Source organism: Streptomyces sp. SID1328, from assembly GCF_009865595.1.
Taxonomy (GTDB): Bacteria; Actinomycetota; Actinomycetes; order Streptomycetales; family Streptomycetaceae; genus Streptomyces; species Streptomyces griseoluteus.
Genome location: NZ_WWKH01000054.1, coordinates 1 through 13,082, shown reverse-complemented (window position 1 = coordinate 13,082; position 13,082 = coordinate 1). Strand labels below are relative to the sequence as shown.

At 72.5% G+C, this 13,082-nt stretch carries 13 protein-coding genes; all 13 read left to right on the top strand.

The window, feature by feature from the left end; translation table 11 throughout:
* Window positions 1-254 precede the first annotated feature (254 nt).
* Window positions 255-1,541 carry a GAF domain-containing protein gene (locus tag GT030_RS01650; RefSeq protein ID WP_161199471.1) on the top strand — a complete coding sequence of 429 codons (1,287 nt, stop codon included), beginning with the start codon at window positions 255-257 and terminating at the stop codon, window positions 1,539-1,541.
* 174 nt (window positions 1,542-1,715) lie between these two features.
* Window positions 1,716-3,050, top strand: a complete 1,335-nt coding sequence (locus GT030_RS01645) for a hypothetical protein (protein ID WP_161199470.1) — start codon at window positions 1,716-1,718, stop codon at window positions 3,048-3,050.
* A gap of 59 nt (window positions 3,051-3,109) precedes the next feature.
* Window positions 3,110-3,688 (top strand): GNAT family N-acetyltransferase, encoded by a 579-nt coding sequence (locus GT030_RS01640; RefSeq protein WP_161199469.1) that lies wholly within the window; start codon window positions 3,110-3,112, stop codon window positions 3,686-3,688.
* A 363-nt stretch (window positions 3,689-4,051) separates the two neighbouring features.
* The gene (locus GT030_RS01635) at window positions 4,052-5,749 is read left to right on the top strand and encodes a nitrite/sulfite reductase (RefSeq protein ID WP_161199468.1); all 1,698 of its coding nucleotides are present in this window, start codon (window positions 4,052-4,054) and stop codon (window positions 5,747-5,749) included.
* Entirely contained in the window at window positions 5,746-5,928 is a 183-nt protein-coding gene (locus GT030_RS01630) for a hypothetical protein (RefSeq protein WP_161199467.1), read from the top strand. Before GT030_RS01635 ends, GT030_RS01630 begins: the two co-directional genes overlap by 4 nt.
* Window positions 5,925-6,635: a phosphoadenylyl-sulfate reductase gene (locus tag GT030_RS01625; RefSeq protein WP_161199466.1), complete on the top strand. Its 711-nt coding sequence runs from the start codon at window positions 5,925-5,927 to the stop codon at window positions 6,633-6,635. Before GT030_RS01630 ends, GT030_RS01625 begins: the two co-directional genes overlap by 4 nt.
* Window positions 6,632-7,201 carry an adenylyl-sulfate kinase gene (gene cysC, locus GT030_RS01620; RefSeq protein WP_161199465.1) on the top strand — a complete coding sequence of 190 codons (570 nt, stop codon included), beginning with the start codon at window positions 6,632-6,634 and terminating at the stop codon, window positions 7,199-7,201. The genes GT030_RS01625 and cysC overlap by 4 nt, the downstream gene beginning before the upstream one ends.
* A complete protein-coding gene (cysD, locus tag GT030_RS01615; RefSeq protein ID WP_030802520.1) occupies window positions 7,198-8,142 on the top strand; it encodes a sulfate adenylyltransferase subunit CysD in 945 nt (314 codons plus the stop codon). Before cysC ends, cysD begins: the two co-directional genes overlap by 4 nt.
* A 2-nt stretch (window positions 8,143-8,144) precedes the next feature.
* Window positions 8,145-9,476: a GTP-binding protein gene (locus tag GT030_RS01610; RefSeq protein ID WP_161199464.1), complete on the top strand. Its 1,332-nt coding sequence runs from the start codon at window positions 8,145-8,147 to the stop codon at window positions 9,474-9,476.
* Window positions 9,477-9,731: 255 nt separating this feature from the next.
* Window positions 9,732-10,844 carry an aliphatic sulfonate ABC transporter substrate-binding protein gene (locus GT030_RS01600; protein WP_161199462.1) on the top strand — a complete coding sequence of 371 codons (1,113 nt, stop codon included), beginning with the start codon at window positions 9,732-9,734 and terminating at the stop codon, window positions 10,842-10,844.
* 37 nt (window positions 10,845-10,881) lie between these two features.
* A complete protein-coding gene (locus tag GT030_RS01595) occupies window positions 10,882-11,661 on the top strand; it encodes an ABC transporter ATP-binding protein (RefSeq protein WP_161199461.1) in 780 nt (259 codons plus the stop codon).
* Window positions 11,648-12,532 carry an ABC transporter permease gene (locus tag GT030_RS01590; RefSeq protein ID WP_161199460.1) on the top strand — a complete coding sequence of 295 codons (885 nt, stop codon included), beginning with the start codon at window positions 11,648-11,650 and terminating at the stop codon, window positions 12,530-12,532. The genes GT030_RS01595 and GT030_RS01590 overlap by 14 nt, the downstream gene beginning before the upstream one ends.
* 6 nt (window positions 12,533-12,538) lie before the next feature.
* Window positions 12,539-13,082 (top strand): sirohydrochlorin chelatase (locus tag GT030_RS01585; protein ID WP_161199459.1); only part of this gene is annotated, 544 nt, incomplete at its 3' end.

Here is a 13,082-nt window from a genome sequence, read left to right as displayed (position 1 = left end):
GACTCGGCACCGCCCCCGCGACACGGGCCCGCGACGGGGCGCGAACGCCGCCCTCGGGCGGCGCGGGACTCAAGTCTCCTGCCGCCCTTCCGGGTTCACCAGGGTTGCAGGGGGTTGCAACTTGTCGCCGACAGTGCGCGGAGGGTGTTCCCCGACCCCGGACCGACGGCAGTATGGGGACGTCGGCCGACCGGAAACCGCCGTCCGGACGGCTTGACAGGCCGTGCGCGCTGTCCGGACAGGGAAGGACTCCCGTGGTGAACCCGCCGAGGGACGTGGCGCGTCCGGCCGCCACCGACGCGCCGCGCACGGCGCGGATGCTCGCGCAGGTCCGCGAGGCGACGCTCGCCGGGCGACATGCGCCGATGGCGCCCCGGCCGGTGATCGGACAGTCCTGGGACCGGATGCTGCGCGACGGCGTCGACCCCGACCGGGACGTGCGGGCGGGGCTGTTGACGGCCGAGGAGGTGCGCCGCCGCCGGGAGGAGTCGCCGCTCGGGCACGTCCTGCCGGTGCTGCGCGAGGGGCTGCTTTCGGTCGCGGACGTGGCCCGGCACATCATGGTCGTCGCGGACGCGGACAGCCGGGTGCTGTGGCGGGAGGGCTCGCCCGCGGTGCTGCGCCGGGCGGACCGGCTCGGCTTCGAGATCGGCGCCGACTGGAGCGAGGCGGTCGTGGGCACCAACGGGGTCGGCACCCCGGCGGTGGTACGGCGGCCGGTCCAGGTGTTCGCCGCCGAGCACTTCTGCCGCTCGCACGCCTCCTGGACCTGTGCGGGCGCGCCGGTCACCGACCCCAGGGACGGGCGGCTGATCGGCGTGGTGGACATCAGCGGCCCGCTGGCGAGCATGCATCCGGCGACCCTCGCCTGGGTGGAGTCGGTCGCCCGGCTCGCCGAAGCCCGGCTGCGCGAGCTGCACCTCGGCTCCCTGGAGCGACTGCGGTCGGTGGCCGCGCCGGTGCTGGCCCGGCTGGACGGACGCGCGCTCGTGGTGGACCGGGACGGATGGTCGGCGGCGGTGACGGGGATGCCGTACGTACGCCGGGTCGCGCTGCCCAAGTCACTGACACCGGGCAGGCGTTGGCTGCCGGGGCTGGGCGCCTGCGCGGTGGAGCCGCTGGCCGGGGGCTGGTTGCTGCGGGCCTCCGCCGAGACGTCCGGCGGCGCGGGGAGGCTGGTGCTCGACCTGTCCCGGCCGGAGCGCCGGCTGCTCACGGTGTCCGACGCGGGCGGCACCTGGACCCGTGAACCCAGCGAGCGGCACGCGGAGTTGCTGTACCTGCTCGTGGCCCAGCGCGCGGGACGCAGCGCGGCGGGGCTGGCCGAGGACGTGTTCGGCGACCCCACCCGCACGGTCACCGTCCGCGCGGAGATGTCGCGGGTACGCCGATATCTCGGGGCGCTCCTCCTGCATCGGCCGTACCGGCTGCGGGAGGACGCGGAGGCCGAGGTGCTGCTCCCGGACGACCCCCGTGACCTGCTGCCGCGCTCCACGGCACCGGGGGTGGCGGTGCGCCGCACGGCACACGGGACGCGTTGAGCGCCCCCCTTCACGCCGGGCGCCTCCTGCCGCACACCGGGCACCTGCCGCGTATTTGCGGCCTCTTGGCCCCGGCACGCCGCGTGCTGCCGTAGCATCCGAGGCGGGTCCGCCCCGTGCCGGGTGAGCAACATGACGATCGCCGGGCGCAGTTGGCCCGCCTCGGGAGGAGACATGAAGCAACGCGGCAGACACCGCAGGCGCAGACGGGGCGTGGCGTTGCGCGCGGCCCTCACCGGGACCGGGCTGGCGCTCACCGCGGCGGCAACGCTGATCAGCACCTCCCAGGCCGAGGTCGCCGGGAACCCCGGCGCGCTCAAGCCGCTCACCTCCGCCTCCGACACCGCCCCGTTGCGCCTCCAGGAGCGCCTTGAGCCCGCCCCCGTGCTGAACCGGCTCTCCGCCGCCATGGGCCGCCCGGTCGGCGTGGACACCGTGCTCGGCGACGCCGACCGCCGGATGCGGACGGGCGCCGGCTGCGCGGGCGACGACCGCTCCTCCCTGCCGCTGACCCCCGAGGCCACCCGCTCCTACTGCTGGGACCCGGCCGACGCCGCCGACACCGCCTGGCGCCCCGCCGCCGTGACCACCTCCGGCGACGCCGACGAGGACGGCGTCTGGGGCAGCCACCGCGTCGTGCTCACCGGCTGGACGCACGCCACCGACACCGGGCGCGCGGCCGAACGCGGACTGACCCGCGTCGCCTTCACGAATCTCGACGACCCCGCCCGCCCGGTCTACCGCTGGGTCCTGCTGGTGGTGCCGGCCGACGGCGGCCGGGACTACCGGGCCCTGACCTCGGGCATCTCCGGCATGGTCTGGAACCACGGGAAGCTGCTGGTCACCGCGTCCGACGGCGGCGCCGAGGCGCTCTACGTCTACGACCTGGACCGCATCCAGCGCACCACCACCAACGAGCCCGCCGTCGGCCGGGTTCCGCACGGCTGGTCGGGCGCCGGGTACCGGTACGTGCTGCCCGCCGTGGGCTCCTACCGCTACACCCGCGGTCGCTGCGGAGGCGGCCGCCCGCCCTGTCCCGGCCCGCTGGCGCTGGACCGCAGCACCGCCCCGGACAGCCTGGTCGCGGCCGAGCGCACCTCCCCGGACGGCGCCCGCCGCGCCCGGCTGTGGCGGTACGCCTTCAGCGCCGCCCCGGCACGGGCCGGGCTGCTCGCCACCGACTCCACCGGACGCACCGACGCCGTCGAGGTGTTCCGGACCAAGGCCCGGGGGGTGCGGGGGGTGCTGTCGTACCGGCACGCGGGCGCGGACGGCGCGTCCTGGTACACCGGCCAGCTGCCCGGCGCCGAGGACGGCCGGGGCGGGCTGTGGCGGCAGGACGCGGACGGCGCGAAGGGGGCCCGCTGCGGGTCGGACGGCTCGCACCACTGCTGGACCGAGTCGGCGGTGTCGCTGTCGTACTGGCAGGAGACCGGCGAGGTGTGGTCGCTGTCGGACCGGATGCTGTTCGCCGTCCCATTGGCCTCGCTGGAGCGCTCGCTGGACTGAGCCGTGATCCCGCCGACGACGATCGACAGTCCGGTGGGCGGGATGATTCCCTGAAGCCCATGAGCAGCGTCCCTGTCACCACCTGGTCCCTGGAACAGACCTCGCCGTCCGACCTCCTGCCCGCCGCGGCACCCGAGGGCGACGCGGTGCGGATCGTACGGGCCGAGGTGCCGTCCCCCGAGTTCAGCCGGTTCCTGTACGCCTCGGTCGGCGGCGACATCCGCTGGACCGACCGGCTCGGCTGGACGCACGCCCGGTGGCGGCAGTACCTGGGGCGGCCCGGCGTGGAGACCTGGGTGGCGTACGAGCGGGGCACGCCGGCCGGGTACGTCGAGCTGGAGGCGACCGGGGAGGGCGTGGTGGAGATCGCCTACTTCGGGCTGCTGCCCGCGTTCCGGGGGCGCCGGATCGGCGGGCATCTGCTGTCGGTGGGGGCGGCGCGCGCCTGGGACCTGGCGACGCGGTGGCCGGATCTCACCCCGGTGAAGCGGGTGTGGCTGCACACGTGCAGCAAGGACGGCCCGTACGCGCTGGACAACTATCTGCGGCGCGGCTTCAGCCTGTTCGACACGAAGGTGGAGCTGGAGGCGGACATCCCGACGCCCGGACCGTGGCCGGGTGCGTTCCTGGGCGACTGAGCAGCGCCCACCCCCCATAGCTGTCTCGTTATTCAGAATAGATCCGTCCAGATGACGGACAATGGTGGACTGGCCGGAGACGTGCGTGACACGCTGCCGTCATGTCTGGAACTGGAATCGCCTTGGTGAGTCGACGCCACGTCGACCTCGGCCGCATGTCCAGCGCCATGTGTCGGGCGAGCTGAGCACCCCAGCACCGCCGGCCTCTTCTCCACCCCGTTCAGCGCAACGCCGCGCAGGTATGCCCGCGTGCGCAAAAGCGCGCAGGCCAGAGCCGCCCACCCGTCGCCCGACCACCGCCCCTCTCCGACGGCGCTGCGCACCGACCCCCGCCTGACTGCCTGTTCCTAAGGACGTAGAACCATGGCCCCCAGTCCCCAGGACCCCGCTGCCGCCGCGCCCCGCCGCAAGGTGAGCCGTCACCGTGGTGAGGGCCAGTGGGCGGCCGGACATCACACCCCGCTCAACGGCAACGAACAGTTCAAGAAGGACGACGACGGTCTCAATGTGCGGACACGCATTGAGACGATCTACTCCAAGCGGGGCTTCGACTCCATCGACCCCAACGACCTGCGCGGGCGCATGCGCTGGTGGGGTCTGTACACCCAGCGCAAGCCCGGTATCGACGGCGGCAAGACCGCGGTGCTCGAACCGGAGGAGCTGGACGACAAGTACTTCATGCTGCGGGTCCGCATCGACGGCGGCCGGCTGACCACCGCCCAGCTGCGGGTGATCGGCGAGATCTCGCAGGAGTTCGCGCGCGGCACCGCCGACATCACCGACCGGCAGAACATCCAGTTGCACTGGATCAGGATCGAGGACGTGCCCGAGATCTGGCGGCGCCTGGAGGATGTCGGGCTGTCCACCACCGAGGCGTGCGGCGACACCCCGCGCGTGATCCTCGGCTCGCCGGTCGCGGGCATCGCCGAGGACGAGATCATCGACGGCACCCCGGCCATCGAGGAGATCCAGCGCCGGGTCATCGGCAACAAGGCGTTCTCCAACCTGCCCCGCAAGTTCAAGTCGGCGATCTCCGGCTCCCCCCTGCTGGATGTGGCGCACGAGATCAACGACATCGCGCTCGTCGGCGTCCGGCACCCCGAGCACGGGCCGGGGTTCGACCTGTGGGTGGGCGGCGGCCTGTCCACCAACCCGAAGATCGGCGTCCGGCTGGGCGCCTGGGTGCCGCTCGACGAGGTGGCCGACGTCCACGAGGGCGTCATCTCGATCTTCCGGGACTACGGCTACCGCAGGCTCCGCAACCGCGCCCGGCTGAAGTTCCTGGTCGCGGACTGGGGCCCGGAGAAGTTCCGGCAGGTACTGGAGGACGAGTACCTCGGCCGCAAGCTGCTCGACGGCCCGGCGCCCGAGCAGCCGGTGGAGCGCTGGCGCGACCACGTCGGCGTGCACCGCCAGCGCGACGGCCGCTTCTACGTCGGGTTCGCCCCCCGCGTCGGCCGGGTGGACGGCGCCACGCTGGCGAAGATCGCCGGAGTCGCCGAGGAGCACGGCTCCGGCCGGGTCCGCACCACCACCGAGCAGAAGATGATCGTGCTGGACGTCGAGGGCGACCGGGTCGACTCCCTGGTCGCCGGCCTCGAGGCGCTGGACCTGCGGGTCAGCCCCTCGCCGTTCCGGCGCGGCACGATGGCCTGCACCGGCATCGAGTTCTGCAAGCTGGCCATCGTCGAGACCAAGGCGCGCGGCAGCGCCCTCATCGACGAACTGGAGCGCCGACTGCCGGAGTTCGAAGAGCCGATCACCATCAACCTCAACGGCTGCCCGAACGCCTGCGCCCGCATCCAGGTGGCGGACATCGGCCTCAAGGGCCAGTTGGTGGTGGACGAGGACGGCAACCAGGTCGAGGGCTACCAGGTGCACCTGGGCGGCGCGCTCGGTCTGGAGGCGGGCTTCGGCCGCAAGGTGCGCGGTCTGAAGGTGACGTCGAAGGAGCTGCCCGACTACGTCGAGCGCGTCCTGCGCCGCTTCGAGGCGGAGCGCGCGGACGGCGAGCGGTTCGCGGCGTGGGCCGCGCGGGCCGACGAGGAGGCGCTGTCGTGAGCGAGCGTGCCGCACCGTTCCACTGCCCCTACTGCGGGGACGAGGACCTGCGCCCGAGGGAGGAGGGCCACGGCGCCTGGGAATGCGGAGCCTGCAATCGCGCCTTTCAGCTGAAGTTCCTCGGGCTGCTCGCCCGGGGGCTGAAGCGGGGCGACGACGGAGGGGACGACCGGATATGACGACCGCTCAGACAGAGCGCACCGAGGACGAGTTGAGGGAACTGGCCGAGCGAGCGGGCCGTGAGCTGGAGGACGCGCCCGCACTGGAGGTGCTGCGCTGGGCGGTGGACACCTTCGGCGACCGGTTCTGCGTGACCTCCTCCATGGAGGACGCCGTGGTGGCCCACCTGGCCGCACGGGTGCGGCCCGGCGTGGACGTGGTGTTCCTCGACACCGGTTACCACTTCCCGGAGACCATCGGCACCCGTGACGCGGTCGACGCCGTGATGGACGTCAACGTCGTCACGCTCACCCCCGAGCGCACGGTGGCCGAGCAGGACGCGGAGCACGGACCCCGGCTGCACGACCGCGATCCCGATCTGTGCTGCGCCCTGCGCAAAGTCAAGCCGCTCGAAGCGGGCCTGACGGCGTATCAGGCATGGGCGACCGGACTGCGCCGGGACGAGTCGCCGACGCGGGCGAACACCCCGGTCGTCGGCTGGGACGCCCGGCGCCGCAAGGTCAAGGTCTCCCCCATCGCCCGCTGGACCCAGGACGACGTGGACGCCTACGTCGCCGAACACGGCGTGCTGACCAACCCGTTGCTGATGGACGGCTACGCCTCGGTGGGCTGCGCCCCCTGCACCCGGCGGGTGCTGGAGGGCGAGGACGCACGGGCCGGCCGCTGGGCCGGGCGGGGCAAGACCGAATGCGGGCTGCACGGATGACGACCGATCGATACGAGGAGCGAGAACACGTGACGACCGGAGCCACCGTCTGGCTCACTGGTCTGCCGAGCGCCGGCAAGACCACCATCGCCACCGAACTGGCCGGCCGCCTGCGCGCAGAGGGACGGCGCGTGGAGGTGCTCGACGGCGACGAGATCCGCGAGTTCCTCTCGGCCGGGCTCGGCTTCGCCCGCGAGGACCGGCACACCAACGTCCAGCGCATCGGCTTCGTGGCCGAACTCCTCGCACGCAACGGCGTGCTGGCGCTGGTCCCGGTGATCGCGCCCTACGCGGACAGCCGGGAGGCGGTGCGCAAGCGGCACGCGGCGAACGGCACCCCGTACCTGGAGGTCCATGTGGCCACCCCGGTCGAGGTGTGCGGCGAGCGGGACGTGAAGGGGCTGTACGCCCGGCAGGCGGCGGGCGAGCTGACCGGGCTCACCGGCGTGGACGACCCGTACGAGGAGCCGGCGGCGCCGGACCTCCGGATCGAGACGCAGGGACAGAGCGTCACGCAGTCGGCGGCCGCGGTGCACGCCCTGCTCGGCGAGAGGGGACTGGCATGACGACCGTCGCCGAGGTGACGGGGGGCGGCGAGGGCACGGACAGCCCGTACGCCCTCTCCCACCTGGACGCGCTGGAGTCCGAGGCGGTGCACATCTTCCGTGAGGTGGCCGGCGAGTTCGAGAACCCGGTGATCCTGTTCTCCGGGGGCAAGGACTCGATCGTGATGCTGCACCTGGCGCTGAAGGCGTTCGCGCCGGCCGCGGTGCCCTTCGCGCTGCTCCATGTGGACACCGGACACAACTTCCCCGAGGTGCTGGAGTACCGGGACCGTGTGGTGGCCGCACATGGGCTGCGCCTCCATGTGGCCTCCGTACAGGACTACATCGACCGGGGTGTGCTCAAGGAACGTCCCGACGGCACCCGCAACCCGCTGCAGACGCTGCCGCTGACGGAGAAGATCCAGAGCGAGCGGTTCGACGCGGTGTTCGGCGGCGGCCGGCGCGACGAGGAGAAGGCCCGCGCCAAGGAGCGGGTGTTCTCGCTGCGCGACGAGTTCTCCCAGTGGGACCCGCGCCGCCAGCGCCCGGAACTGTGGAACCTGTACAACGGCCGCCACGCGCCCGGTGAGCACGTCCGGGTGTTCCCGCTGTCCAACTGGACCGAGCTGGACGTGTGGCAGTACATCGCCCGCGAGGGCATCGAGCTGCCGGAGATCTACTTCGCGCACGAGCGCGAGGTCTTCTCCCGCAGCGGCATGTGGCTGACCGCCGGCGAGTGGGGCGGGCCGAAGGAGACCGAGCCGGTCCAGACCCGGCTGGTGCGCTACCGCACGGTGGGCGACATGTCCTGCACCGGCGCCGTCGACTCCGACGCGACCACGCTGGAGGCGGTCATCACCGAGATCGCCGCGTCCCGGCTCACCGAGCGGGGCGCGACCCGCGCCGACGACAAGCTCTCCGAGGCCGCGATGGAAGACCGCAAGCGCGAGGGGTACTTCTGACCATGAGCACGATCACCGCCGAGGCGCTGTCGGCCACCACCCTGCTCCGGTTCGCCACCGCGGGCTCCGTCGACGACGGCAAGTCCACCCTGGTGGGACGGCTGCTGCACGACTCCAAGTCGGTCCTGGTGGACCAGCTGGAGGCCGTGGAGCGGGCGTCCGCGAGCCGGGGCCAGGAGGCGCCGGACCTGGCACTGCTCACCGACGGCCTGCGGGCCGAGCGGGAGCAGGGCATCACCATCGACGTGGCGTACCGCTACTTCGCCACCCCGCGCCGCCGCTTCATCCTGGCCGACACGCCGGGACACGTGCAGTACACCCGGAACATGGTCACCGGCGCCTCCACCGCCGAGCTGACCGTGGTCCTGGTCGACGCCCGCAACGGCGTGGTCGAGCAGACCCGACGCCACGCGGCCATCGCCGCCCTGCTCCGCGTGCCGCACGTCGTGCTCGCGGTCAACAAGATGGATCTGGTCGGCTACGAGGAGCGCGTCTTCGCCGCCATCGCCGAGGAGTTCACGGCGTACGCGACCGAGCTGGGCGTCCCCGAGGTCACCGCGATCCCGATCTCGGCGCTCGCCGGGGACAACGTGGTCGACGCCTCCCCCCGGATGGACTGGTACGGCGGCCCGACCGTGCTGGAGCACCTGGAGACGGTGCCGGTCAGCCACGACCTGGCGCACTGCCACGCCCGGCTGCCGGTGCAGTACGTGATCCGCCCGCAGACCGCCGAACTCCCCGACTACCGGGGCTACGCCGGACAGATCGCCTCGGGCACCTTCCGGGTGGGCGAGGAGGTCACGGTGCTGCCGTCCGGCCGCACCAGCCGGATCGCCGGGATCGACCTGCTGGGCGAGCCGGTGGACGTGGCCTGGACCACCCAGTCGGTGACCGTGCTGCTGGCGGACGACGTGGACGTCTCGCGCGGCGACCTGATCGTGCCGAGCAAGGACGCGCCCGCGACCACGCAGGACGTGGAGGCGACCGTCTGCCATGTCGCCGACCAGCCGCTGACGGTGGGCCACCGGGTGCTACTCAAGCACGGCACCCGCACGGTCAAGGCGATCGTCAAGGACATCCCGTCCCGGCTCACCCTGGCCGACCTGTCCCTGCACCCGCATCCGGGGACGCTCGCCGCCAACGACATCGGCCGGGTGAAGATCCGTACCGCCGAACCGCTGCCGGTCGACTCCTACGCCGACTCGCGCCGCACCGGCTCCTTCATCCTGATCGACCCGGCCGACGGCACCACCCTCACCGCGGGCATGGTCGGCGAGTCCTTCGCCGCGCCCGAGCCGGTGACCGGCGCCGACGACGAAGGGTGGGACTTCTGACCATGCAGACCACCGAGGCTTTCACGACGTTCGCCAAGGAGGGCGGCCGCATCGGCAGCGGCGCGCTCGGCTCCGGGCAGGGCGGGGTCGCGCGATGTGCGCGCTGACGTACGCGCACCGCTCGCGCGCCCTGCTCCCCCACGCCATGCCCTCCCCCCACCCGACGACGTCCCGGTTGCGACGACGAAGACCCATCGACCTCCCGGCCACGGCCTGACGCCGTGACCGCCGGGCCGACGAGAGGAAACGCCTCCCGTGCCTGCCAACCGTTCGCCGCTGCCGCGCCGCGGTCTCACCGTCCTCGCCGTACTCCCCCTGCTGGCCCTCGCGGCCTGCGGTTACGGGTCCGAGGCCAAGGACGCCCCCGCCAACCAGAAGGTCGCCTCCGGAGCCAAGAAGATCGACGGCCTGGACTCCGTCAAGATCGGCTACTTCGGCAACCTCACCCACGCCACCGCGCTGGTCGGCCGCCAGCAGGGCCTCTTCCAGAAGGAACTGGGCGCCACCAAGGCCGACTACGCCACCTTCAACGCGGGCCCCTCCGAGATCGAGGCGCTCAACTCCGGCTCCATCGACATCGGCTGGATCGGCCCCTCCCCCGCCATCAACGGCTACACCAAGTCCGGCGGCCGCAGCCTGAAGATCATCGGCGGTTCGGCGTCCGGCGGGGTGAAGCTGGTCGTGAACCCCAAGAAGATCAAGTCGCTGAAGGACGTCAAGGGCAAGCGGATCGCCACGCCCCAGCTCGGCAACACTCAGGACGTCGCCTTCCTCAACTGGGCGGCGGAGCAGGGCTACCAGGTCGACGCGCAGAGCGGCAAGGGTGACGTCACCGTGGTCCGCAGCGACAACAAGGTGACCCCGGACGCCTTCAAGGCCGGTTCCCTGGACGGTGCGTGGGTGCCGGAGCCGACCGCGTCCAAGCTGGTCGCCGAGGGCGGCAAGGTCCTGCTGGACGAGTCCGACCTGTGGCCGGACAAGAAGTTCGTGATCACCAACGTGATCGTGTCGCAGAAGTTCCTCAAGGCCCACCCGAAGGCCGTCGAGGCGGTGCTGCGGGCCTCGGTGCGCACCAACAAGTGGATCAAGGCCAACCCGGACGCGGCGAAGGAGTCGGCGAACAAGCAGCTGGAGGCCGACTCCGGCAAGGCGCTGCCCCCGGCCGTGCTGGACCCGGCGTGGAAGTCGATCCAGACCACCGACGACCCGCTGGCCGCGACCCTGAACACCGAGGCCGGCCACGCGGTCAAGGCGGGCCTGCTGGCCAAGCCCGACCTCAAGGGCATCTACGACCTGACCCTGCTCAACAAGGTCCTCGGCGCCGAGGGCGCCCCCAAGGTCGACGCCGCCGGGCTCGGCACCGACTGACCGACGCCAACCGATGAGTTCCCAGGAGGTGACGACCATGGCCACGACCCTCACCAAGGCCGGCCCGGCGGTCGAGTACGCCGCCCGCCTCGACCACGTCTCGAAGTCCTTCGCGGGCCCGGGCGGACAGCAGCTCGTGCTGGACGACATCACCCTCGATGTCGCGCCGGGCGAATTCGTCACCCTCCTGGGGGCCTCGGGCTGCGGCAAGTCGACCCTGCTCAACCTGGTCGCGGGTCTGGACCGGCCCAGCGCCGGGTCCATCGACACCGACGGCCGTCCGGCCCTGATGTTCCAGGAGCACGCCCTCTTCCCGTGGCTGACCGCGGGCAAGAACATCGAACTCGCCCTGCGCCTGCGGGGCGTGCCCAAGGGCGACCGCCGCGACAAGGCCGAGTCGCTGCTCGAACTGGTCCGGCTGGGGGGCGCGTACGGCAAGCGGGTGCACGAACTCTCCGGCGGTATGCGGCAGCGGGTCGCGCTGGCCCGCGCGCTGGCGCAGGAGAGCGGACTGCTGCTGATGGACGAGCCGTTCGCGGCCCTCGACGCCATCACCCGCGACGTGCTGCACGACGAGCTGACCCGCGTCTGGACGGAGACCGGCCTGTCGGTGCTGTTCGTGACGCACAACGTGCGCGAGGCGGTACGGCTGGCCCAGCGCGTCGTACTGCTGTCCTCCCGGCCGGGCAAGGTCGCCCACGAGTGGACGGTGGACATCCCGCAACCCCGCCGCATCGAGGACGCCCCCGTGGCGGAACTGTCCCTGGAGATCACCGAGGCGCTGCGAGGGGAGATCCGCCGCCATGGCCAGCACTGAGACGACACCGGCTCCCGACACGGGGAGCGTGGAGGCGGGCCTCGACGCCCTGGAGACCCCGCGCGGCGCCCGGCCGCCGCTGAGGCAGACCCTGGTCACCAAGGTGCTGCCGCCGGTCACCGCCGTACTGGTGGTGCTGCTGGTCTGGCAGGCGCTGGTGTCCTTCGGGATCGTCTCCGACCCCACCAAGCTGCCCGCGCCGAGGGCGGTGTGGGAGGCGGTCCAGCGGGACTGGCTGGCGGGCAAGCTCCTCGGCTACATCTGGACCAGCGTCTCGCGCGGTCTGCTCGGCTTCGGCCTGGCCCTGCTCATCGGCACCCCGCTGGGCCTGCTGGTGGCGCGGGTGAAATTCGTGCGCGCGGCTATCGGGCCGATCCTGTCCGGCCTCCAGTCGCTGCCCTCGGTGGCCTGGGTGCCCCCGGCGGTGATCTGGCTGGGGCTGAACAACTCCATGATGTACGCGGTGATCCTGCTCGGCGCGGTCCCCTCCATCGCCAACGGCCTGGTGTCCGGCATCGACCAGGTGCCGCCGCTGTTCCTGCGGGCGGGCCGCACCATGGGCGCCGGCGGCCTGCGCGGCGTCTGGCACATCACGCTGCCCGCCGCGCTGCCCGGCTATGTGGCCGGGATGAAGCAGGGCTGGGCGTTCTCCTGGCGCTCGCTGATGGCGGCCGAGATCATCGCGTCCTTCCCCGATCTGGGCGTCGGCCTGGGCCAGTTGCTGGAGAACGGCCGCAACGCCCTCGACATGGCGATGGTGTTCGAGGCCATCCTGCTGATCCTGTTCGTCGGCATCGCGGTCGACCTGCTGATCTTCAGTCCGCTGGAGCGGTGGGTGCTGCGCAGCCGGGGCCTGCTGGTGAAGAGCTGAACTCCCATGCACCATAAACCCGTTCTCCTGATCGTCGCCCACGGCAGCCGCGACCCCCGGCACGCCGCGACCGTGCACGCCCTGGTCGCGCGGGTGAGGTCGATGCGGCCGGACCTCAGGGTGGTGACCGGCTTCCTCGACTTCAACGTGCCCTCGGTCGGCGGCGTGCTCAAGTCGCTGGCGGCCGACGGGGTGCGCGAGGTGGTCGCGCAGCCGCTGCTGCTGACCCGCGCCTTCCACGCCAAGGCCGACATCCCGGCCGTGCTGCGGGAGGCGCCGCGCGGGATGCGGGTCCGGCAGGCGGAGGTGCTCGGCCCGTCGCCGCTGCTGGTCTCGGCGCTGGAACGGCGCCTGTACGAGGCGGGGGTCAGCCCCGCCGACAAGTCCTCGACCGGGGTCGTACTGGCCTCGGCGGGATCCTCCGACGCGGAGGCGATCGCGGTGATCGCCGACATCGCGCGGGAGTGGTGGCGCACCGGTTGGTGCGCCGTGCGACCCGCGTTCGCCTCCGCCCGCCTTCCGCGCACCGAGGACGCCGTGCGCGAGCTGC